This is a genomic window from Lactococcus sp. NH2-7C (assembly GCF_029953655.1).
Taxonomy (GTDB): Bacteria; Bacillota; Bacilli; order Lactobacillales; family Streptococcaceae; genus Lactococcus; species Lactococcus lactis.
This window is the reverse complement of record NZ_CP124538.1, coordinates 1868475-1890636: the sequence shown is the minus strand read 5'-3', so window position 1 is coordinate 1890636 and position 22162 is coordinate 1868475. Positions and strand designations below refer to the sequence as shown.

The window sequence follows — 22162 nt, the reverse complement described above, 5'->3', positions numbered from 1 at the left end:
CCTATCCTAAGTTAAATTTACTTCCAATCCATTTAATAATTTTTCCGACTACTCCACCGATGATATTCATGAAACTTTCAGGGTTGGCAGCGAACCACCAAACCAAACCAGCGCCAAGAATAACCGCAACAGCAGCCATTGTTTTATGAGAGTGCATTTCTTTAATAACTTTAAAACCCATCCATGCTAAAAAAGGCCCTGAGCCAAGTTTCCAAAGTGCTTGAAATAAATCCATTTTATTTATCCTTTCATTGTTTCCATATCTTTTGCAGTTATTACATTAGTAAAATCACGTGCAAAGAATGTTTTGTTTGTTTTAGTGATAGTAAAGACATAATTTTCAGGGTGTGTTCCCATATCATTTTTAAAGGTTGCTTGAACAATCGCTTTGTAAGTATCTTTACCTTTTTGTTGAAAATTGGTGTAATCGACTGAAACCAATTCTTCATTAGAAGATAGGGTCAAACCATCAGCTAACAACTCTAATGTTTCTTGATTTTTTGTTTTTGCTTCAAGTAAACTTTTCACAAAAGTATTAAGTTGATTTTCTTTGCTTTTAGATAAGTTAGTGACCGCATCCATTGTTAAAAGAGGTGCTGATTTTCCAGCATTCAAGCTGGTAACATCTTCAAATGTTGGAAACGTTGAAACATAATATTTTCCTTTAACTGTTCCATAGGAAATTTTGAACAATGTACTATTATCATGTGTAACAGTTTTAACAGATGCTTTTTTTCCTTTAGATGCTGGCACATTTTCTTTTGTATGTGTAGTATAGGTCACAAGATAGGTTGCAGTTGAATTTGTTATATCCATTAACTGTGAAGATTCTAATTCGCTCTGATTTTTTTGTTGCCCCTGTGATGCAACAGGTAAATCTTGACCGTAAAAGGCTAAAAGCACTTTTTGATAATCTTCTTGTTCCTTTTCATCACTAGGAACATTAAAATATGCTTTTACAAAATCGTTTAAAAATATTTGAGCTTTATAATTTTGTGAACTTTGCCCATTTGATATTTTTTGAATCTGTTCTTTGTCAGATTTAACAATTTTATTTGCTTCAGAATGAACATGATTCTTAGCTTGTAAATAACTCACTCCGCTCCCAACAGATAATAGAACTACACCAGCAATCAAACCAATAAAAATACGATTACTCCATTTTTGATTGTAGCTTTTAGGAATAACGCTTTTTTCGTACGTTTGATTTTTCAATGGTTCTTGATTAGAACCCTCTTTTTCTTCTTTTTTCCACTTCTTTTTACTAACCTTAGGTTTTTTCTCAGAAAATGGAAGAATTGATTTTTTCTTTTTTGTTGGTTTTGTTTCCATTGATGGAACAACAGAATCATTTTCTTTTAGTGATTGTGTTAAAAGTGCTGACTGTTCCAACGTAATTTCAGAATTTTCATCTTCTACTTCAATTCCGTTAACCTGACATAGTACTAGCAGAACCCCCACACTAACCTTTAAGGCTTTCGCAAGGTCATTTATTGTAATTGGTCTCAAACATTACCCTCTCTTTCTTTCTATTTCACTTTGGAGCTATACTATAAAAGTAGACACAAATAAGTGTGTTATAATCTGTCTAGGAAGACACAAAAACGAAAGATTTGCGACAAAGTCCATTCTTTTAAAATTGCATTCTCTTACGGCTAAGATAAAATCCCTATATATCATTTTAAATAATTCTTCAAATTCTTCAGTTGTATCTTTTGCTTTTCTACACATTAAATAATCTATACTGACATCAAAGTATTGTGATAATTCAACTAAACGCTGTCCTCCTGGAACTTTACTTTTATACCCATATAGAGTGTTAGTTGGATAACTCGTTTCTTTCTCGATTTGTTTAAAAGATACTCCCTTTTTTTGGGCGAGTTCTTGAATTCTTTGATAAAAACTCATAATTTTTATTCCTTCTTAATTTCTTTCTCTTTTTCGACCAAGTAGATAATCTACGCTAACATCAAAATAATCAGCAAGCCTTACTAAAGTTTCAGCATTAGGAGTAATTATTCCGCCTTCCCACTTTGAATATTGTTGTTGTGATATTTTCAATTCTTCAGCTATCTGTTTTTGAGATAGTTTTCTTTTCATTCTTAATTTTTTTAAGCAAAGTGAAAATTCTTCACTAATATTTTTCATTTTTCCCCCATTAAATAATCTAAGCTAACGTCAAAAGAATCAGCAATTCTTACAAGCATTTCAATGTTTGGTTCACTCTTTCCATTTTACCAATCACTATATGAGTTTTGTTTGATTTTTAATTTTTCAGCAAGTTCTTTTTGAGTTAGTACATTTATTTTTCGTAAAGTTTTTAGTTGTTCAGCAAATACACTCATTTATTATCCTCACCTAAATTAAATAATGCAATCCCTAGACAACTAACTCCAAAACTTGCAAGCCAAATAGATATTAGTTTTATAACTTCATACCAATCGCTAACGCTATAAATGTTAAACAAACAATACAATATTAGCCAAGGTAGCATTACAGCCCAAATCAAGGCACAAATTTAAAGAAAACATAGAGGTAAAAAGAATATTAATAGTAACATCCCCTTTATTACTTCACATATTTTTTTCACTATCTAAACCTTTCTAATCGCCCAGTTAGGCTTTTGAATATTACTTTTAGGCAAAAATCGAGGAGCAATCGCAATTGACAGCGGAGTTGAAATCGGATTGTATTTTTCACACAACCACATGACTTTCTTTTCATTCAACCCAGACCAAAACTGATTTGTTCCATCAGGAAAAATGATTTGAATATCATATAAATCTTTAAGTGGTGCTTTATGAAGTGAAAAATCAATTGGAGCTATACTATAAAAGTGGACAGAAAATTGTGTGTTATAATCTGTCTAGGAAGACACAAAAACGAAAGGACTTTTATGTCAGGTTTTAAACGTTACGACGAGGATTTCAAACAATCGCTCGTTAATCTCTATCAAACTGGTAAAACACAAACTGAACTCTGTAAAGATTATGGGGTATCTTCTTCTGCACTTGCAAAATGGATTAAGCAGTACTCTCAAGTGCGTCTTGAAGATAATACGGTGTTGACTGCTAAACAGATTCAAGAATTACAAAAAAGGAATGCCCAACTAGAGGAAGAAAATCTGATCTTAAAAAAAGCGAGTGCCATATTCATGCAAAACTCCAAATGAGATTAAAAGCCGTCTATCGACTCCGATTTGAACACACGACAGTTATGCTCTGTCGTGTTTTACATGTCAATCGTTCCACCTACTATAACTTCATAAACAAGAAGCCTTCGAAGCGTGAAGTAGAAAATCAACGCTTGAGAAAATTACTCCTTGAGATTTATATGAAAGCCAAGAAAAGAATTGGAACGAGAGCTTTTAAAATCATTCTTCTGCGTGATTATGGCGTTAATATTTCTGAAGTCCGTATCTTAAGACTTCTCAAGTCTATGACACTCCCTAAAATGTCAACCATCAAACCTCGTTTTAAATCAAAGAAAGCTCCTGTATTTTCTTCTGATAATCTGCTTAAACAAGAATTTAACCCGAACTCCCCAAATCAAGTTTGGACAACAGATTTCACTTATATCTCTATAGGACCTAAACGACATGTTTATCTCTGTGCTATTCTTGACCTCTACTCAAGGAAATGTATTGCGTGGAAAGTAAGTGATAGGATTGTGCCAAACTCGCCTGTGACACCTTAGAAATAGCTATAAATAAGAGGAAGCCTAAGGAACCAATTATCTTTCATTCGGACCAAGGAAGCCAATTTAAATCAGCTTCCTTTAGAAAGTTATTAGATGAGCATCAATTGCTTGCTTCTTACTCCAAGCCTGGATATCCTTATGATAATGCCGTCACTGAGGTCTTTTTCAAGTATCTTAAACAACGAGAAATTAATCGCAGAACTTATCACTCCATTCAAGAAGTTCAACTCTCTTGCTTTGAATACATCGAACAATTTTATAACAATTATAATCCGCATTCCGCCAACAATGGTTTAACTCCAAATCAGAAAGAAGAAAATTATTTTAAGAAAATATAGCTCATTTTGTGTCTAAATATTTGACATTGGTCCAAATCTGTGGTCGAGCTTTGCTCATATTTGTTACTGTCATATTTTTTATTCCTCACTCATGGAGAGTTCCTTTCTCTTTGCCTTACCATGAGTGAAGGCACTTCTACTTTATTGCTTTGACAAGGTTTTTCACCCCCGCCCTTTATTTATTTTTTAGAGTTGTACGGCTTGGGCTTTTTTACCCATCGCAAATGCACGTTTATTTACGCTTTGCAATTGTCTATTTATTCCATAAAAATTCTTTGTAATATCATTGACAATCTCATACTCTGTACAAGTCATAGTATCTTTATTTGATTTAACGATACTGCTAATTTCACCAGCAAGCGTCCACGCTTCATCGTATTTATGACCTTCCATTAATTGTCCTAAAGTTTGAACCTTTGTTTCTAATTCTTTTTTGTTATAAGCCATATTATTTACCTTTTACTTTCTTTTTCTAATCTCTAGTTAATCCTCTACCATTGGTGAAAAGCCTTGTCGAAGCAATAAATCATACTCTTTGACATACTGCTTTATCCATTTCAAACGTTGGTCAACAGGGTATTTTCTTGCTTTTTTTATATATTCTCGATAAAGTTCACTATCGGGTAAATAATGGTACGTTGATAAGGCATCAATTTTCATTCTTAAAAGTTGAGCTTCAGGAAGATTGACACGACTAATAATATGTTGTCGTAGTTGGTCACCATAATTTCGTTGTGCTTTATTCATCCTAAATCCTTTTCTTTTAAGTAATTATTTGCCTAATGCTTTCAAAAATGCCTGTCCTTCAGGCGTACTTCTTGCTTCATGCTCAAAGTCACGGTTTTTTATCCGTTCAACATCCCGTCTGATTATTTTTTCATCTTCATCATCAGGGTCATATTCAGAAATCAATTCTTCAACATAAGAACGACCCGTTTCTCGTGAGATTCTTGCTTCAATATACAGATTCCTTTTAAGCTGACGGTCAAACCATGCTCTCCTTTTTTCTAACGATTCAATTTTCGGTTGAGTAATAAATTTATATTTTTTTCCTTGACCGAAAACTTCATACCATGAACGATCAGGACGTCCAGTTTCATCAAAAACTTGTAAGTAGTCCATGATAATACCTACCCCCAAATCATAAAGTGTTTCAGGAGTTTTTTCCCACCCCACAAAATCCTCAATCACTTGAAAGGCTTTATCATCTTTTAATCGTATTTCATAACGATTTTTAAAACCAAATATTTCTTGAACATCTTCTACTGGAATATTTCGCCTAAAGGCTTGTTCCAAATCTTTTTCATAAAAGTTAAATCGAATGAAACCTTGAATTGAACCAAAATATAATGAGATTCCCAAAGATTTTAAAAAGCCATCCGACATTTTAAATTCTTCTTCTGGACGAAACCCTTTGAGTTTCATCTCAATTTGTCCTTTTCTGACTTTTTCCCATAGAGCCATCAGATTATAATTACCTTTTTCATTGAATCGTTCATCTAACGCAATATCTAAACGTTTAAATTTAAGAAATTTTCTCGCTTCGATAGGGTCATCTACACCATTAATTCTTGTAGCTTCAAAAGAATAGTTAATGACATCTTTTAAAAAGTCTTGCCAAGTTCTATTTTGTTCCTCTAAAAATGTTTCAAATAACCGACAAGCCCCACCTTTAAACTCTATCCGAGTACCCATATCAATATTTTCATTATGATAAAAGACTTTAATCTCACCATATTCAATCCGAAATGGATAACCATTACCGCCAGATTGACCTTGCTCAAAATAATAATCAGGTATTTTCAATACTTCATTGATAAATTTTTTATAATTCAATGTTTTTACTCGAATGACTAAATAGTCAATCATAGCTGTTATATCTGCTTTGGGTTTTCTGTGAAGATAGTCAACTAACAATTGTTCACTTTCACTATTTAGTTGTCTTTCTCCTTTATCAATCATTGATACCATTGATTTTGATAAACCCGTAATTTTGACAATATCATTTTGAGAAAGCCCAAATGACTTACGAACTTTTGCCAATTCCATCTATATTTCCTTGTATTTCTAACTTATTTTTATGAAAAATCATAAAGTTCACAGTTTTTTTAGCTCAACCGTGGGGCTGACTGTCATTGTGTACTACCTGTACCCCGTGTTACTCGACGGGGTACAGGACGCATTGAACAGGGTAGCCTACGGCTACCCTGTTCAACTCCTGTAATGCTTTCATCTCCTCGAACTCCTACGTTTCATTTAACGCAATAAAAAAAGACCTTTTCTAGCCTCTCCGCTTCAGACTCCCTTCGTTTCGCTTACGCTCACTTCGCTCATCTTATCAGCGTTTAGGACAAGTAAAGGATAACCTTTTTTCTTGCTATTCCACTTGTCATTACAGCGGAATGAAACCAACAGTAGTTGCTCATGTTTTAATCTAATGTTGATACCACATCACTTACAGAATCACGTAAGGTATGCCCTGTTTCTTCAGCTTCAGCTAATATTTTTCTGAACACATCCAATTCTTTTTCAGAATAACCGTTTCCCTCTAATGAATACAAATTTTCTTTCAAAAGACTTTCAATTTTCTTTAATGTACTTCTAGTAATTTCTAATTTTTCCAAGACATCAGCCTGTAAATATCTTTTTTCTTCTACTACTTCATCTGGAAATTGAGTTTTTTCATCTTCAATCCGTGGCAAACTTTCAAAATCTGTGTAGAAATCAAAATCTTTAGAATCAGGCAGTAAAGGTGCAAAAAATTCTTTTGCGGGCACACCAAAAATTCCATAATAACCACGACCAAATATTCGATTAGCACCAATTTTTTCTACATACTTAAATTTCTTGTCCTTGTTTTCCTCACCGAACAAAGTCGCATAAGTAAAGGATGATACACGACCTAACGTGATACGCAACATCATATTATCCTTAATTGTAGAGGGTAAATCATCCGCTTTTACGTTTTGAGTAGCAATAATCAAATAAAACCCTGCTTGACGTCCTTTTAAATCTAACTGTTTTAAGGCACTCATAAACTCCATATAATGTACTGAAGCATTCTGTGGCAAATCTTCAACAGCAGAAACTAAAGAAGGAAATTCATCAATCATAATAAAAAGTGGTTTTAAATCATACTTGTAAAAAGCCCCTAACTCTTTTTCTTTACGCTCATTTGATATTTTCCGCATTAATTCATAACGTTCATCCATTTGGTGATTTAAATCAATCAATCGTTGAGCCATTTCCTCAGTCTCCCAAGTCACACGACCTTTCAAAACGTTTAAATCTTTAAGTGATACAAAATCTGCTTGTTTAGGGTCTAATATTTCAACTCTTCCCAGTCGCAATAAAGCAACCAATAACGAACGCAAGAACACCGTTTTACCACCACCAGTACCACCAGCAATAAGTAAATGAGGGTCATGTACGAAATCCCAATAAACCCCTTCTGAAAGTTTCACACCTTTAGCAATTGTCGCTGTCACATCCTTAGTAGAAATCCGACCTCTTATCGAATCAATCGCATAATTGTAAGTAATAAAGGCTTTATCATCCACACTCCCCATCATATCGGCTGAAAACATTGTTTCTAATTGTCCGCCAATACTTAAAAAGCGTTCTTGAAACTTAATGCCTTCAAGTTGAAATGAAGCCGATAACGTGTATTTTTCCTGTTTTAAATACACTTTAGGAAAATTAATTCTAGGTTTACCATTGGTTGGCTTCCCTTTTGAATCCTTGGTAAAATAAAAACCATTTTGAAACAAAAATCGCCACAGCAAAAATTCTCTGTAACGATGGATGAAAAATTTATTTTTGCTCAAAAGTATTAAATAAAGCCGATAAACAACAATAGCTGAAATTAATACTAGTACAAAAATCACAATACCAAATATTATCCATTGATTAGGCAAGCTCACGAATATAACAAAGCCTACAGCACCAATAAGTAACAAAAAAGGCAGAGCTACAATAGTAGCAAGCCAATAGGGAATGAGCTTGTCCTTATTTCTAACTCTGTGACCTTTTGAAAATAATCTTTTCATCTAATCACCTTATTCTTTCGGTTTAGATGACTGTTCATTTTTTCCTTGATGCTGTGCTGGTTGAGAGACTGTTTTTGAACTTTTTACGTTCACACCCTCAACTTGAACAGGGAAAGTTTTACAATCAACAGAACGGATTTGTTCACCGTTTCGAGTGACTACTTTTTGTTCTTTTTCAGAATTACCGATTGTAACTACAGCTCCAATTAATTCAATTTCTTGGTCAAACTCTAGGCTATCAACATCAAAATCAAGTGGAACATGAATATCCATTACATCCTTAGTTTTACTTGAATAAGCCATAATATACTTATCTTGAGGTTGTCCTGTATCTTGTGCTTTCCATGTGTTTTGGGCGTTTTGTTCTTCGTGAACCTCTCCGTCATCATCAATATAAATGAATTTGTTTCTTACTTCAGAACCAGTAAATCTCAACGTTCCGTATGTTTCTTTAGCGTCAATCGGATAAGCGACGGGTTTGTTATCTTTAAATGCTTCAATTCCATATTTTGCCATAATTATTTCTCTCCTTTAATTTTAAAGCCTTCAACAAGGGCTGCTGCTTGATTTTTTGTTACTCCATTTTCAGGATAGTTGAAATCAATTAAAGTAATAAAATCAATATCCAATTCCAAACGACCACGGACAACAGATTTTGCCAATACTTCTTGTGACGGTACATCATCATAAGTTACAACAAGAAAATTCTTCTGACCAGCACCCATACCAACGAAAACGTGGTGTTGAGCAACTTCTTTTGTACGTGGAATTGTTTTATAGTTAGGAGATACAAAAATCTTTCCATCTTTAGTAAACCCTTTAACTGGGGTTTTTGCGCTTGTTAATTGAGCCATTCTTTAGCCCTCCTCTTTTTCTATAATTAAAAAAGCCCCAAAATCAGGGTGATTTTGAAGCCATTGTTTGCGATTACCATTAATGATTAGTATTTTTGGTGGTATATCTTTCACTTTTATAAACATATTTCCTCTCTTATTTCAGATTTATAGTTTATTGACTTTTCGGTCATTCACCATAGCCTTTGACTGAGATGTTCACTCGCTTATGCCCCACATTCAGGACATAACCAGCAAATTCTGGTAAACGCCGCATAGCCGTTAAATCATTGGCGAGCGTTTTGAGATTGACGCCAAAGATATAAGCAATTTCTTGCTTGGTGCCGTAAAGTTTAACCATTTTCTTTTTGGGGGTGATTTCAGTCTTAGTGTCCATATTTACCTGCTTTCTCTTGGATTTGCACTTCCAAATAAGTGTCCTGAATATAATTAACCAGCTGTTGACGAGTACGATAGAGCATGGCATAGTTCTTTGGAATCCGAAAATGCTCTACTTTATCTTTCATTTGCAGGCAAAGCGTCTTCTGCTCCAAAGGACGTCCCTCATAAATCTTAAAACTAAAATTAAAATTTCGACGGAAACGCTCTAATTGTTGTTCATAGTAGTTCATGACATTCTCTTTTCCTATTTTGATTTTCTTCGAAGAATACAAACGACGGGAATCGAACCCGCAACCAAAATGACTTTGATTTCCTCCATCGGAACGTTTGTACAAAATAGCATAACGGTATTTTTTTATAGCGGGCGCAGTCCTTGGCTCTCTCCCACTCGTAAGTTTTACCTTACAGATTTGATATTCACCATGAGAGAAAGTTTTATCCCTTCTCTACATTCTATTTTAACGATATAAAAACAAATGAACAGGACACCCCATGGCGGATAGTTTTCGCTCAACCACGCCAAAAAGAGCACTTCTCAAAAGAGAAATGCTCTGTAATCCTTGTTATTATAGGTTCCTAATCCGCCATCTGGTGGCGGATAATTTTTAACTTTCTTTTCCTAACCGACTAAATCCCTGTGCTTCTAAAATATCATTGCATTCAAAGATTGTACTGGTATAACAACAGTTGAGTAGAAAACGATAAAGAAAATGCAATTCCATATTCCCTAAGCGTTTGCTTGACCGTGAAATAAGAATGTCACTAATTTCTGGTGGCAAGTGCAAGCCAATACACAGCTGAAGTATCAATTCAAGCGAGACGTTATAATTTTCGTCAGTCCGCATACGATAAAGTGTCCGCTCGCTAATCAGGGACTGTTCCTCCACTTTGGCAAGTGTTAGTCCCGACCATTCAATCAATTTTGAAACGGTTCCTGAAAAGCTTCCAGGCAGAGACATGGCCAGCTTTTGAAGTTCAATCATACGATTCCGAATGAGATACTTTTCGTCCACGTTTTTCTTATTGATGAAGTGAGCTTCAAACCGAATTTCTTGATTGGCGTCCCGATAGAGGACGTCTTCAAACACAGACTCCCCTTTCTTGTCTTGAACAACCAAGTCAAAAATCAGGCAACACTCCTCAATGTGAAGTCTCGCATACTCTGTTAATTCCAACCTTCCAAACTTATTCGTTTGAAGATACTTCGAGTCATTCAAACAAAAATGGGAATCTACATACAGGTAACTTCCTGTATCAAGTTTTTCTTGAAGTTCCTTGTTTGTCGCACTTTGGCGAATTGCTCCCTCTAAAGAAATCGCAAAAGTTTGCGTTTGAGAGAGTACACCACGCTTGAAAAAATAAGGTTGGACATAATGACCGTCCACATATTTGTAAATACCGCTTGCTTCCTCAAAACCTGCATCAAGTAATCGAATTTTAGCGACCATTTTTGAGACGTGATAAAAGTTAGCTAAACTATCAATGATATAAATCATTTCGCCAATCAAATTTGATTGCTCATTATTGAGGTAGTTATAAACTCCTTGTAGTTCTATCACTTTATCCTTGAAAGGGACAATTGGCATTTGAAGTCTAGGTGTTAGCGTATTAGCTTGCCACTCAATCCAGTCTAGGGTCGTTTTATTACTGAAAGAACTCCTTAGAAAGCGCATTTTGGGTTGAAAAAGTCGAGCAAGGGTAAAAGCCTTGCGGTGTAACAACCAATGGACACATTCATGGACAATCGTATTATTGACTGCACCATAATTTCGCGTGAGATAATGGCTGGGGTCAATCAGAATGGTGCCACCTTTAATCTCTTCCTCCACCATACTATCAGAAATTTTGTCATAAATTTCTACCTTGGTATCTGTAAAAATCGTCTCCCCAAAAATTGTCCCTGCTTTACTGAGCTTTCGCATTTTAATATCTAGCCCCAAGTTCTGAACAAATTTCATAGCATCTAGCACCTGGTTCGTGAGCAACGCTTCAGGATAATACCGCTTAATAATCTCACTCGCTACGGCATCCAGTTGATCGCGATGAAGATAAGGAAGCAAGGTATCAGATAACGGATTTTGGTATGACGGTTTTCCTGAATAAGTAGAAACGGACAAGACCTGAAAATCTTCTAGCCGCTTTTCTAAATCTCCTGTACAAGGAATGTGCAACCAAGATTCAAAAATATTTTGTCCTGTCACAAGCTTTGCGACAATCACCACATCAAAGTTTAATCGCATGAAAGGTGCGTCCGACACATAAACTGCCCGAACTTCTAAATCTTGTAATGAATCGTGACTGGTCTTTTCCAGATGTGTATTCACGGCATCAAATAAGACGGGTAAGAAGTGTGCTTTGATGTACTTCATGAACGAAATATCTTTTTCCATGACTTTCTCCTTCAACTTATCTCTTGGCCCCTAAATAACTAAATTCTCTCTTGATAACTTATAAAATCTAAAAATGGATTGGGTTCCAGGTAGCTTTATATGACACTCGAACAGACGTTCTCACTCCTCTATTAAGTCTGGATCAATCTCTTGTACACAATCCACAACAGCACCTAAAATTCGAGCGTCTTCGTCCAAGTAAAAATCTTTGTACTGCGGATCAGGATTAAGTGAATGACAACGAAGATTATCTTCCTCTTGGTAAACTTGCTTGCAATATAGTGTTTCTTCGCCATATCCTCCCTCCGAGATGACGTAAATATCTCCGTCTATATCAAAGCCATTATTCACAAAGGTTACGATTGATCCATTCGGAATATCAGGCTCCATGGATTCGCCCTTGATTCGTGCAGCGCCATCATAACCTCTAACGGGTGTATCAGTATAGATGGTATAAGTCTCATAATTGTCTTTAATACCTGTCCCAAAACCAGCAGAGAGCTCCTCATCTTGGACTTCAACTTCGTAGAGGTCTTTTTTACGATAGGTTTTAATATCGTAAACTGGTGCCGTTTCCCGAATTTCTGATAATCGTTTATTTTTTTCTACCATAACTTTTGATAAATCCACGATGACCTCTTTTTGGTCTTGATGTAGTTGTTCATAATTATTAACTAAATCAATATAATCTTGTGTTTGTTGCTCTTCATCTAAGAGAACTTGGAGTGGAACTTCATAAAAGCGGGACACTTTTTCTATCATTTCAAGCGTTTGGTTAGTCTTCTTCTTTTCCCAAATAGCATAGTTTCCTTGAGAGATACTCAGTTTTTTTGCCACTTCTACTTGCGTTAGATGTTTTTCCTCTCGCAACATTTTTAATTTTTTGCCTATATCCATAACATCGTCTCCAAATATTGATATTATCAATATTATATCGCTAAAAATTTTTTAAATCAAGAGATATTACTGCCGAAGCAAAAAGTGTTTAAAAATAAACTTCTCTTTATTGACAGTCAAAGAGTGAGTGCCTAATATAAAAAGCTCTCCCTACAAAAAAGAACTTTTTAGTAATGAGCAAAAAACTAACATATCGCAAAACGTCAGTTTTAAGTTTCACTTCCCAAAAATTACAAATGGCGAGAACAAATTACGCGCACGAATCATCTTGCTACTACCAATTCTTTCACGCATCAGTTTCAAAATTGGGCTGACTTCGTCACTCGTAAACCGAAAAACGTTCCCCCGTACAAACACGGCAAAAATTTTTTTCAATCTGCCCCTAAAACTGATACTTAGCTCAAGCTTATCAATCTCAGACCAAGCAAAAAATAAACTAGATCCACCATTTTGCTTTCCATAATGAAAAACAAAACCTTCATCGCCCAGTTCCAATTTACCCGACACAGCAGCGCCAATTAAAGCGCTAGCAGCCGCTGTCAATTCCACAGTAGTATTTTGTCTTAACCTCCAAATCAAAGCCTCCAAACAAGTCATATTAGATCACAACTGCATTATTTCCCACGTCGCAACCAACTTGCAAGCCGACCAACTTTAATCTTCTCAATGAAAGACTTGGTCTTGACTACCTTGTCATTGCCCAGATATTCACGCATAACCTTGAGAATCTTTCCCGCGTCCTTAGAGGCATAACGCACCATTTTGCCATTCGGCAGGTAAATAGCGAATTGGCGCCCAATGTGTTGTTTACCACCGAAACTCTTGGTGACGCTACCTTCGACCTTTGAGATTGTACTCCAAGGAATCTGCGTATTTTGTTCGACATTCTTGTCATTAAAAAATTCAAATGCCCGATCGCCGATCATAACCTTGCCATACTGTGCAAAGCCCAGATACTGCAGCGCCGTTGCCGTTAAATCTACTTTTGTATTCAAAGATTGAGCCATTTTTTCTCCATTTCATTCCTTTATTTTTAAAATATAAACCTACCTATTATACTAGAACTCAACCAATTCAAAAAGAGACTAGCATTTTATTTTTTTGTCTTCAAAACCATACAAAGAGGCTTTGACTTGTGCGAAATGGACTATTTATTTTTGAATATCAAAGAGCATTCTCTTGGCTCCAAAAAACAAATTCAATCCATTCTTCTTTACTAAATTTAGTTTCCCATTCTATATTCTCACTTTTACTTAATTGTGGTTCTCTTCCGTTATCTCTTACTATCAAGTTTGTATGCGCTAATAGGAAAGCATGATACATATCAGATTGAACTATAGACTCAACTCCATAGTTTTCTGCACTGTATTCAATTTCATTTATATTTGATGTCGGAAGCTTTATATCTGATAAGAGAAGAAATTTATCCCCTCCTTCGTAATTTCTAAGCTTATTTTTCAAAATTGTTTCAAAATCAGACGAAGCGAAATTCCTTATTTCCTTGTGGATTCTCGACATTTTCTGTGAATCCGTTTCTCTTTCTCTGCCATTCATAAGATATTTAGAAAAGCTCCCTTTTCCTCTTCCAAGATGAATTTCATCTGCATGTTCCAAAATACTACCAATAAAAATATTATAATATTGCTTTCTAATACGGCTACTAGCTTTCATTAATCCAATTGCCCGATTACGTACACGAAAATATTTGAGGGACCTTATTTTCTTGCTTTTTTGCCCCCTCTTGAATCTATATGAAACCTCACCAGAATCGTTTCCTTCCTCATCAAAGCGAATGACTTTCTCCATGAATTCCTTATTTTCTTCATACTCTATCTGGCTCTGAATTCGCTGGAATTCTTTTTGAGCTTCTTGAATTGTCAGTGGGATTCCTGAAGCTAAAAAATATTTTTGACTATTTTTCACATCACCATTAAAAACTTTTCCATTTGCTAAATAAACTTTTTTTTCAAAAAATCCAGGATACAAAGGTTGATATTGTCTAATTCCTTTTGCCTCTACTGACCATACCGCTACTGTTGTATTAGAAAGGGAGATTCCTACCGAACCAACTCCTAATGCCTTTTTATTCATAGGATAACCGTTATAGGTAATTTGCAACTCATAGCTAACTGCTCCACTTCGATTAATTTTTCTGATCAATGTAGGATATTTGAAAAACCAATAACTTTTATCTTTCGTTTCTTTATAATGCTTATCAGCAAGTAAGTTTCTTTCAATCAAATTTTTACGGTAAATATCATATTTCTTTAATTTGATGACATGTTTCTCTTTTCCTTTAAGTCCTTTCAATTTATTATCAGCTCGCCTCGGAAAATAAAACATAGCTTTATTTTCCTCAAAATTAATCTTAAAAGGTGTTGTCGTTCCAGCACCTCCTCGAAATTGTCCACATTGTATTGTATTAAAGTCATTAAATCTTTTATAGCGAGGTATTAAGTACTCTCCGATTCTTTTGCTCTTGGGATTATCCACTTTTCTATCAAAGGTTGATAAAATAGATGGTACAATCATTTTTAAAACAATGACCTCTCCTACAGTTGAAGTGTACATGTTGTTTAAATCTCTATATTTATTTGTTACTGGTTTGAGCAAAAAGCGAACACTACTTTCAAGTGGAACACCCGTCCCACCATTCAGATGATAGCTATTCAGAATACTGAACTTTATAGTTTTTAATTTTGATAAATATTCTCTATAAATTTTTTCATTAAGCTTTCCACTTTCTGACTGCTCCAACTTTAATAGCGATTTCTTTACAGAATTATATCTTCTCTCTTCCCTTTCCCAATCCCCTTCTTTTGCCTTCCCACTCTTTTCCAACTTTATAAGTGCCATTTTATATTGCTCTTCACTCTGTTTCAAAATATATTGACGAACCTGAGCAAGAGAAGATAGCGAGGAATCATCTCTATGTATGATTTCAGCCTTATCCTCTCCATGTCTTAGGAAGTTTATAAATTCTGGTGCCATCATAACAGAACGTACCATATCATTGACTTCAATCCACTTTTGCGAGGCATACATTTTTTTCATTTGCTTTTGAACAATCTTCATTGATTCACAGTAAAATTTATAATATACTCCAAAATATTGATTTAAAATTCTTTTTTGTTTGGGTGTGGGGGTCATTTTAAAAGATACAACAGATGTCATAACATGCTCTCTCTATAATAATTCTGGTAATATTTAGTTCTCCATGATACTTCTCTTTAACTTCTTTTACTTTCTAAAAAGCAAAAAAAATATCAAACAAGTCGCTAATGTTCATAGATTGCTAATCTAACTTCGGTTACTCATATTTATGAAATCAAAGATTAAACACCAAAAACTTGAGTCCATAAATATGAGTAACCTCCTAGTTTTGGCATCACGTCATCCAACATTAAAATTATGTTGACATTGACGCGGTAACGGAACCATACTTCTGAAAGTTCTTTCGCGTGCAGTTGTAGTTACTTTGTTTACAGTCACCGCCAAAGGAGTGACACTATTCTTAATAAGAATACCTAAACTTCAAAATAGATCATAACTTAATGTACTACAAAACATAGTATTTTAGAATATATTGGTTACTCATATTTAAATCACCAAATATAGCTCAATTTATTGAACTTTTTGGGCACTTAAATATGAGTAACCTCCTAGTTCTAGTATCATATTACATAATAATACGTCAGTGGAATCATATCTTTAGAAACTAAATCTTTTAAAATGACCGTAACTGATTTATTTATTGTCATCACTAGAGGAACGACATTTATTTAAATATTTTTCAAAAATTCAATAACTTGAAATTTATCAACGTACTCTATTGAAATTTCTTCTCTAATTAAGCTCGCAAGACAAAATGTGTGAGTACTACAAGTTCTATATTCTAAAACTATACTGGGGTGACTTTCATCTATTAATTCTTCCCCATTGATTACTAAGCTGGTATGAGGGGCAGAGTAATAATCTTCATTAACTAATTTACTCATTGCCTCTTTAGCTGTCCAAAGTAATGCTAATGGCCGATTTCCAAGTGGACGTATTTCGCCATTTGTACTTACCATTGATATGAGCTCTGCGGTAACATTACTATTTTCTTCTATGTCTATACCAATTGGACTATCAGATATCGCAGTAGCCACAAGACTTTGCGTATGAGATATAGAAAAATACAAGTTTTTAAACTCCACACTCAAAGAAGGCTTACCATTGCGTCCAATTATAAGGTCCCCTACTCCTTTTCCCACCGCAAGACACAAAAGGACGTACGACATCAAACTATTAAACCTATCTACTTTTTTTCTATACTTCATGGCGCTTGCATACCGTTGGAGGGAATTATTTTGTACAAATTTTTCAATAGTACCGTAGAGAGTGTCGTCATAAAGAGAGTAAAGAACTCTTCTCATCTTTCCTGCTTCAAACCTAATTCACTCTGTATCACAGCTCTTGCATCTTTATCGACAAAAAGATAATCATGTCCTGCTTGAACATTTTCTATCCGTACATGTCTATAGATACTGTGAATATTTTCGTCACTTAATGGATTATCTTCAACGGTACTCCTAACATATAATGTAGGGGTACTGACACTGCTAACACGATAATTGAAGATATCAAGAAATACTTGATGATTGTTTTCTATTAAGTGTTCTGTAGTAATATTTTTTTTAGACATTCCTTCAAAAATATGGGTACTTTCAAAATACTTTCTGTAATATCCATTGGCCTCTCTCTTTTTCTCCCTGTCCAAATCAACCTGACTTAAGTAAAATGGCGAATCCAGAATAGCTAATGACTCAATAGCCTTTCCTTCTTCACTTTTTTCAATCTGATGACAAATTTCAGTTGCTACAACTCCGCCATAGCTCCACCCCATCAAGTTAAAACTTCGAATACTTTTCTCCGCTGCAAAGTCATTTATTAGCTTAAGATAAAATGATGCAAGTCTTTCTATCCCTTCTATCCTCTCCCCAGTAGTTAACAAATTATAAGGCTCTATAACATATATAGGAAATTCAGGATTTATTAAATTTTTAAATAAAGGTCTATAGACATCACTTCCTGTATTACCAGAATGAATAACGAAAAGAGCAGGTTTTTTACCCATTTCTGGTGTTCTTTTTACAAAAGTATAAATTGGCTGGAAATTTTCTTGTTTTAAAATAAACCTTGCCATATCCTCAAATTTCACATGGTCATATAAATCAACAAAATTTATTTTCTTCCCCAAATCTTGAAGAATTCTAACACCCAACTCCATAATTTGTAGAGAGGTTGCTCCCATTTTTCTAAAATCACTCCCTAGCCCAATCTCTACTTCTGATATGTTCAGTATATCGCTCCAGATTTTTCTCAAAAAATTAAATTTATCCTGCGGTACGGATTGTGAATATTCCTTTGACTTTAGAGAATTAATTAGTTGATTTTCATCGACTTTACCGTTACTATTAGTTGGGAATTCTTCTACTTGAATTATATTGGCTGGCACCATTATCTCTGGGAGAAGCTTGCTCAGTTTTTCAATTAATTCATTTTCATCTAATAAATCAGCGTTAATGTACCAGCAAATGATTTGATTATTGTAAATTCCAATATGAACTTGTTTAGAATCAGGAACCACCTCATAAAAAGCATGTTCTACTTCGGAAAGATCTATTCTGTTCCCGTTTATTTTATATTGTCTATCTTTTCTTCCGAGGTACTCTATTTCGCCATTCGGTAAAATTTTGGCATAATCTCCTGTTCGGTACCCTTTTATATTTTTACCTAAATGATTAATTCCAACAAAAGCTAATTGAGAAGCTTCGGGGTTCATAAAATATCCTTTGGATACTTGCTCACCAAAAACAAATATCTCTCCAATTTCTCCATCAGGAACAGATTGGGAGTTATCATCTAATATTAACACCCCCATTCCCTTCGCTGGTTTCCCGATAGTAATCTTGTCTGTTTTTTCTGTAATTCTGCTGACCGTAACTGCGCCACATTCTGTATTACCATAAACATTGAGAATTTTATAAGATCTCTTTTTAACTTTTTTATTTGGGAAACGCTGCCCTGATAATGTTATCATTCTTAACTTAGGAAGTTCCATAGTTTTGATAACTAAGTCCCCAACCAAAGTAGTTACATTAAAAAATGTAATACTATTATCATTCAAATAGTCCTCAAGTAAAATCAAATCATGTCGTATCTCCTCACTCATAATATAAAGTGTGGCTCCAGCATATAGAGTTGGAAAGATATCCATATAACTAACAGCGAACGTATAGGGGGTAAAAGCTGCAACTCTGTCAATTGAGGATAGCTCAAATTTGTCTCGCTGCCATAGAGTTATATTCTCAACATTTCTCCATGAAATCTGTACAGCTTTGGGAACTCCCGTTGAACCTGACGTGAAGTACACAGCCCATGAGTGAGGAGTTCCTTTATTCTCTACGTGTGTTTCTTCAAAAACTAGCTCAGACTTTTCCATTGAAATAATAACTTGTGCACCTGAAATCTGAATCAATTGGTTTATACGCAATGACGGTTGCGAAATGTCTAGGGGGATAAATGTTATTTTTTCTTTAGTCAAGGCTAACATCACTATTGGAAAATAAACTCCTCTTGGAAGCTTTATAGCAACTATTTTATCTGAGAGGTTCTTCTCACTCAAAATTCTACTCACTTTCTGAATCTCATCAACCAGATTCCGATAAGTTAGTGTTACATTCTGATCTACAATCGCTATTTTATCAGGGTGAGATAGTGCAAAATCTTCAATTTTATCTAAGACCAAATTATCACTCATTACATTCTCCAATTCTTGTACTATTATTTACGTATTCGTAGGCTCTATTTACCGCAACACAAACTTCGTCTTTGACATTTTCCCCATGTCGATGGTGAGAAAGCGTATTAAGGATACTGCTATCGTAAATTTTATATTCTTCTTTTGCAAAATAGCAAGTCAATTTTTCTCGTATAATCTCAAGATTTTGGGTACTTGTGAGTCCAACATGAAGGGCAATATCTCGTAGCTCTAAATTTGTAACAGTATTTAAGCAGTTAGACAATACAGCAGCAAGATAAGCTTTTTCTGAAGACTCTTCCCCCCTTGCCTCGGTATAGAACTCTACTGCTTTTTCTCCCATGACAAATGTCCTAACAAATTCATTTTTAATTTCTACCAAATAATACTTTTCAATAAGCTCTTTGGACAGTTTAGGTAAACTCTCCTCTCGAAAATATACATCCTTTCTAGGATTGGGATTTTTATTTACATAATAGTCATAGCTTCTAAGAAGAAAGGGATGAACAATGTAAAGTTCTGAGTCCCATAGCCATCTAATAAAATATTCACAAGCCTGATCAAGAGATATTTCCAGAGCCTTCAGCAGACCGTTCAAATAGGGCGGGATACCATTTCTATCCCAATGAATTTTATCTGCCAAAAAAACTATCTTTACCAAGGTGCTGGCATTATCAATACAAGTAGTATGATAAAGTATAGCGTCTAAAACATCTACATTTTGAATATCAAATAAGGTTCGAGCAAAATATCTTCCCAATTTAGCATGAACTAATAGCGGGATTTTCCGTTCCTCTTCAAAAAGTTCTATTCCTAAAGATTCAGCCACTTCTACACGGTCATTATTTGGTACTGCCCCTCCTAAATCATGCAAACATCCAGCTATAAATGCTGATTGGGGGTCCTCGCCATATTTTAGAGCAAGATCAAATGAAACCTTTCCAACACCAAAAGCATGTAAAAAATTTTCAGTCACTGGAGTTAAAAAACCTCTATCTTTCATAAGTCCCTTCCTCCTCAGAAAGAACACCATGCTTCTCATAAGATACAACTTTTTTTATTTGATTATTACTCTCAACTAAAACCACTTTAGGGTGATATTTTTCGATTTCGGTCAACTCAAAATGAGCATAAGCCATTATAATCACTTTGTCTCCAACTGAAACACATCTTGCAGCAGCTCCATTCAAGCAAATCATTCCAGACCCCTTCTCCCCTGCTATAACATAGGTCTCAAAACGTTCCCCATTATCAACATCAGCAATCTGAACCTTTTCATATTCCATTATCCCTGCAGCAATCATTAAACTCTCATCAATTGTGATACTACCAACGTAATTGAGTTCAGCTTGAGTCACTGTCGCTCTGTGTATTTTTCCTTTTAACATTTCTACTAGCATCTTAATCTCTTATTATCTCTTTTATTTTGTAGTCAAAATTATTAACAATTTTTTTCAAAACATCTTCATATATCCGTTTTATTTCTTCAATTCTTTCCTCACTGAATTCACGAGAGTTATAATTGAAATTTATATCTTGCCCCCAGACGAAGATTGTCAAATCACAAAAAGCATCTTTAACTGATTGCTGATTCATCTCAGAAATTGGTTCAAAAATTTGAGAATTTTTTAAAGCCTCCCCCTTAAATCCTTGAATTCCAAAATAAACAGAATTCCCTCCCAATTTTATTCCTAGTTCTTGAATAACCGTCTCGAGAGGAATATCTTGATTATCTTGAGCTGCTAATACCGTTTCACTTAATCTATTTAGGAATAATTCAACAGTATCATCTCCCGAAACTCGCATAGGTAGTAAAAATTGGTTGATAAATGATCCAATTAAATTTTCTGTGCCCTCTACACTGCGATTGACTGTAGGAATTGCAATGCTAACAATCTCATCTCCACTAATTTTTTTGAGAAGCAAATAAAAGGTTCCCAAAAGAATATCATGAAGAGTATGTTCCCCTTCTTTCGTAATATCTATGATTCTTTGGTAAAGATGGTTATCTAAGTGGAGATACTCATCGCCACCTCCTACACTCTTGTTCTTGCTTTCTTTCTTATCACCAAACTTTATTGGCATATATTCTGACAACTTCTCTTTCCAAAACTCAATTTGTTTGCTTTTTTTACTACTACTCAAGAACTCAGATTGACATTTAGAAAAATCTTTAAATTGGAAAGGAAGATTAGGAAGCCCTTTTTCAAAATATGCACTCTCAATTTCACTTAAGAATAGAGATGTAGACCATCCGTCAAAAGCAACATGATCAATAACACAGGTAAATATACCTTCATATATGTTTGCCTTAATTGGTATTTCTTTTGTCAAATCGAAACGGTGTGCAAAGTAATCTGATCGATTTACATTATTATGTGTGATAGCCAAATTCCCATCATCTACAACTTGGTAATTATCAAAAATTTTAGTTCGTAAAATCTCTTGATGTTGTACAACCCTTGTGATAGCTTTAGCTAATCGTTTTTCGTCAATTCCTTCTTTGAGACGGAATGCAATTTTCACATTACTATATGAATTTACTGGAAGTTGCCTGTAGGTCTTCTGCCCTACAGATAATTTTTGGTCTTGGACACTCAAAAATTCTTGCTTTGTAACAATTAGCCTTCCTTCCGTAGACTTTGATTTATTGTTGTTTTCTTCCAATATCTCTGCAATTTTACGAATAGTTTTAGCTTCAAAAATCTCCTTAACGGTAATTTTTGAATTAAGCTCCTGTTTAATCAAA

General features: G+C 34.7%; 23 protein-coding genes and 2 pseudogenes. 1 reads left to right on the top strand and 24 read right to left on the bottom strand.

Going from position 1 to position 22162, the window contains the following annotated elements; all coding sequences use genetic code 11:
• Position 1 precedes the first annotated feature (1 nt).
• From QJV49_RS09495 to QJV49_RS13245, 5 genes and pseudogenes are all read right to left on the bottom strand, one after another.
• A complete protein-coding gene (locus tag QJV49_RS09495) occupies positions 2-235 on the bottom strand; it encodes a TcpD family membrane protein (protein ID WP_012898546.1) in 234 nt (77 codons plus the stop codon).
• A 5-nt stretch (positions 236-240) separates the two neighbouring features.
• Entirely contained in the window at positions 241-1509 is a 1269-nt protein-coding gene (locus tag QJV49_RS09490; protein ID WP_058225861.1) for a conjugal transfer protein, read from the bottom strand.
• A gap of 36 nt (positions 1510-1545) precedes the next feature.
• Positions 1546-1908, bottom strand: a complete 363-nt coding sequence (locus tag QJV49_RS09485; protein WP_225512585.1) for a helix-turn-helix domain-containing protein — start codon at positions 1906-1908, stop codon at positions 1546-1548.
• A gap of 15 nt (positions 1909-1923) precedes the next feature.
• The gene (locus QJV49_RS09480) at positions 1924-2148 is read right to left on the bottom strand and encodes a helix-turn-helix domain-containing protein (RefSeq protein WP_225512584.1); all 225 of its coding nucleotides are present in this window, start codon (positions 2146-2148) and stop codon (positions 1924-1926) included.
• Positions 2145-2345, bottom strand: a pseudogene (locus tag QJV49_RS13245) (helix-turn-helix domain-containing protein). Before QJV49_RS13245 ends, QJV49_RS09480 begins: the two are co-directional and overlap by 4 nt.
• Before the next feature lie 551 nt (positions 2346-2896).
• On the opposite strand from QJV49_RS13245, the pseudogene QJV49_RS09470 reads away from it, so the two are divergent.
• Positions 2897-4053: pseudogene (locus QJV49_RS09470) on the top strand (IS3 family transposase).
• A 170-nt stretch (positions 4054-4223) separates the two neighbouring features.
• Here QJV49_RS09470 and QJV49_RS09465 read toward each other — a convergent pair.
• The 19 genes from QJV49_RS09465 to QJV49_RS09375 all read right to left on the bottom strand — a co-directional run bounded on the left by QJV49_RS09465 (position 4224) and on the right by QJV49_RS09375 (position 22161).
• Complete coding sequence (locus QJV49_RS09465; RefSeq protein WP_225512874.1) at positions 4224-4484, bottom strand: hypothetical protein; 261 nt, start codon at positions 4482-4484, stop codon at positions 4224-4226.
• A gap of 36 nt (positions 4485-4520) precedes the next feature.
• Positions 4521-4784, bottom strand: a complete 264-nt coding sequence (locus QJV49_RS09460; RefSeq protein WP_225512875.1) for a hypothetical protein — start codon at positions 4782-4784, stop codon at positions 4521-4523.
• 24 nt (positions 4785-4808) lie between these two features.
• The gene (locus tag QJV49_RS09455) at positions 4809-6086 is read right to left on the bottom strand and encodes a replication initiation factor domain-containing protein (protein ID WP_225512876.1); all 1278 of its coding nucleotides are present in this window, start codon (positions 6084-6086) and stop codon (positions 4809-4811) included.
• 380 nt (positions 6087-6466) lie between these two features.
• On the bottom strand, positions 6467-8086 hold the full coding sequence (locus tag QJV49_RS09450; protein WP_225512877.1) for an FtsK/SpoIIIE domain-containing protein: 1620 nt from the start codon (positions 8084-8086) through the stop codon (positions 6467-6469).
• A 9-nt stretch (positions 8087-8095) separates the two neighbouring features.
• On the bottom strand, positions 8096-8602 hold the full coding sequence (locus QJV49_RS09445) for a DUF961 domain-containing protein (protein ID WP_225512878.1): 507 nt from the start codon (positions 8600-8602) through the stop codon (positions 8096-8098).
• A gap of 2 nt (positions 8603-8604) precedes the next feature.
• Positions 8605-8940 carry a hypothetical protein gene (locus tag QJV49_RS09440; protein ID WP_012898553.1) on the bottom strand — a complete coding sequence of 112 codons (336 nt, stop codon included), beginning with the start codon at positions 8938-8940 and terminating at the stop codon, positions 8605-8607.
• Positions 8941-8943: 3 nt separating this feature from the next.
• Positions 8944-9066 carry a hypothetical protein gene (locus tag QJV49_RS09435; RefSeq protein WP_003131860.1) on the bottom strand — a complete coding sequence of 41 codons (123 nt, stop codon included), beginning with the start codon at positions 9064-9066 and terminating at the stop codon, positions 8944-8946.
• 43 nt (positions 9067-9109) lie between these two features.
• Positions 9110-9316: a DNA-binding protein gene (locus QJV49_RS09430; protein WP_309568388.1), complete on the bottom strand. Its 207-nt coding sequence runs from the start codon at positions 9314-9316 to the stop codon at positions 9110-9112.
• Complete coding sequence (locus QJV49_RS09425; RefSeq protein WP_225512879.1) at positions 9306-9551, bottom strand: hypothetical protein; 246 nt, start codon at positions 9549-9551, stop codon at positions 9306-9308. The genes QJV49_RS09430 and QJV49_RS09425 overlap by 11 nt, the downstream gene beginning before the upstream one ends.
• Before the next feature lie 375 nt (positions 9552-9926).
• Entirely contained in the window at positions 9927-11645 is a 1719-nt protein-coding gene (locus tag QJV49_RS09420) for a helix-turn-helix transcriptional regulator (protein WP_225512880.1), read from the bottom strand.
• A 186-nt stretch (positions 11646-11831) separates the two neighbouring features.
• Entirely contained in the window at positions 11832-12608 is a 777-nt protein-coding gene (locus QJV49_RS09415; RefSeq protein ID WP_225512881.1) for a S24 family peptidase, read from the bottom strand.
• Positions 12609-12824: 216 nt separating this feature from the next.
• Entirely contained in the window at positions 12825-13157 is a 333-nt protein-coding gene (locus tag QJV49_RS09410; protein WP_281449132.1) for a DUF956 family protein, read from the bottom strand.
• Positions 13158-13222: 65 nt separating this feature from the next.
• Positions 13223-13615, bottom strand: a complete 393-nt coding sequence (locus QJV49_RS09405; protein WP_225512883.1) for a DUF956 family protein — start codon at positions 13613-13615, stop codon at positions 13223-13225.
• 157 nt (positions 13616-13772) lie between these two features.
• Positions 13773-15782 (bottom strand): hypothetical protein, encoded by a 2010-nt coding sequence (locus QJV49_RS09400; RefSeq protein ID WP_225512884.1) that lies wholly within the window; start codon positions 15780-15782, stop codon positions 13773-13775.
• A 608-nt stretch (positions 15783-16390) separates the two neighbouring features.
• Entirely contained in the window at positions 16391-17026 is a 636-nt protein-coding gene (locus tag QJV49_RS09395) for a 4'-phosphopantetheinyl transferase superfamily protein (RefSeq protein ID WP_225512885.1), read from the bottom strand.
• Positions 17023-19413, bottom strand: a complete 2391-nt coding sequence (locus QJV49_RS09390) for an AMP-binding protein (protein ID WP_225512886.1) — start codon at positions 19411-19413, stop codon at positions 17023-17025. The genes QJV49_RS09395 and QJV49_RS09390 overlap by 4 nt, the downstream gene beginning before the upstream one ends.
• The gene (yqeK, locus tag QJV49_RS09385) at positions 19406-20416 is read right to left on the bottom strand and encodes a bis(5'-nucleosyl)-tetraphosphatase (symmetrical) YqeK (RefSeq protein WP_225512887.1); all 1011 of its coding nucleotides are present in this window, start codon (positions 20414-20416) and stop codon (positions 19406-19408) included. Before yqeK ends, QJV49_RS09390 begins: the two co-directional genes overlap by 8 nt.
• On the bottom strand, positions 20406-20813 hold the full coding sequence (gene panD, locus QJV49_RS09380) for an aspartate 1-decarboxylase (RefSeq protein WP_225512888.1): 408 nt from the start codon (positions 20811-20813) through the stop codon (positions 20406-20408). Before panD ends, yqeK begins: the two co-directional genes overlap by 11 nt.
• A gap of 1 nt (position 20814) precedes the next feature.
• On the bottom strand, positions 20815-22161 hold the full coding sequence (locus QJV49_RS09375) for a condensation domain-containing protein (RefSeq protein ID WP_225512889.1): 1347 nt from the start codon (positions 22159-22161) through the stop codon (positions 20815-20817).
• Between the last annotated feature and the right edge of the window lies 1 nt (position 22162).

Bases quoted from the DNA above. Each gene is read 5' to 3' on its own strand.
- QJV49_RS09495 (WP_012898546.1), bottom strand. From the start codon at position 235: ATGGATTTATTTCAAGCACTTTGGAAACTTGGCTCAGGGCCTTTTTTA.
- QJV49_RS09485 (WP_225512585.1), bottom strand. From the start codon at position 1,908: ATGAGTTTTTATCAAAGAATTCAAGAACTCGCCCAAAAAAAGGGAGTA.
- QJV49_RS09480 (WP_225512584.1), bottom strand. From the start codon at position 2,148: ATGAAAAATATTAGTGAAGAATTTTCACTTTGCTTAAAAAAATTAAGA.
- QJV49_RS09465 (WP_225512874.1), bottom strand. From the start codon at position 4,484: ATGGCTTATAACAAAAAAGAATTAGAAACAAAGGTTCAAACTTTAGGA.
- QJV49_RS09460 (WP_225512875.1), bottom strand. From the start codon at position 4,784: ATGAATAAAGCACAACGAAATTATGGTGACCAACTACGACAACATATT.
- QJV49_RS09455 (WP_225512876.1), bottom strand. From the start codon at position 6,086: ATGGAATTGGCAAAAGTTCGTAAGTCATTTGGGCTTTCTCAAAATGAT.
- QJV49_RS09450 (WP_225512877.1), bottom strand. From the start codon at position 8,086: ATGAAAAGATTATTTTCAAAAGGTCACAGAGTTAGAAATAAGGACAAG.
- QJV49_RS09445 (WP_225512878.1), bottom strand. From the start codon at position 8,602: ATGGCAAAATATGGAATTGAAGCATTTAAAGATAACAAACCCGTCGCT.
- QJV49_RS09440 (WP_012898553.1), bottom strand. From the start codon at position 8,940: ATGGCTCAATTAACAAGCGCAAAAACCCCAGTTAAAGGGTTTACTAAA.
- QJV49_RS09435 (WP_003131860.1), bottom strand. From the start codon at position 9,066: ATGTTTATAAAAGTGAAAGATATACCACCAAAAATACTAATCATTAAT.
- QJV49_RS09430 (WP_309568388.1), bottom strand. From the start codon at position 9,316: ATGGACACTAAGACTGAAATCACCCCCAAAAAGAAAATGGTTAAACTT.
- QJV49_RS09425 (WP_225512879.1), bottom strand. From the start codon at position 9,551: ATGAACTACTATGAACAACAATTAGAGCGTTTCCGTCGAAATTTTAAT.
- QJV49_RS09415 (WP_225512881.1), bottom strand. From the start codon at position 12,608: ATGGATATAGGCAAAAAATTAAAAATGTTGCGAGAGGAAAAACATCTA.
- QJV49_RS09405 (WP_225512883.1), bottom strand. From the start codon at position 13,615: ATGGCTCAATCTTTGAATACAAAAGTAGATTTAACGGCAACGGCGCTG.
- QJV49_RS09400 (WP_225512884.1), bottom strand. From the start codon at position 15,782: ATGACATCTGTTGTATCTTTTAAAATGACCCCCACACCCAAACAAAAA.
- QJV49_RS09395 (WP_225512885.1), bottom strand. From the start codon at position 17,026: ATGAGAAGAGTTCTTTACTCTCTTTATGACGACACTCTCTACGGTACT.
- QJV49_RS09390 (WP_225512886.1), bottom strand. From the start codon at position 19,413: ATGAGTGATAATTTGGTCTTAGATAAAATTGAAGATTTTGCACTATCT.
- yqeK (WP_225512887.1), bottom strand. From the start codon at position 20,416: ATGAAAGATAGAGGTTTTTTAACTCCAGTGACTGAAAATTTTTTACAT.
- panD (WP_225512888.1), bottom strand. From the start codon at position 20,813: ATGCTAGTAGAAATGTTAAAAGGAAAAATACACAGAGCGACAGTGACT.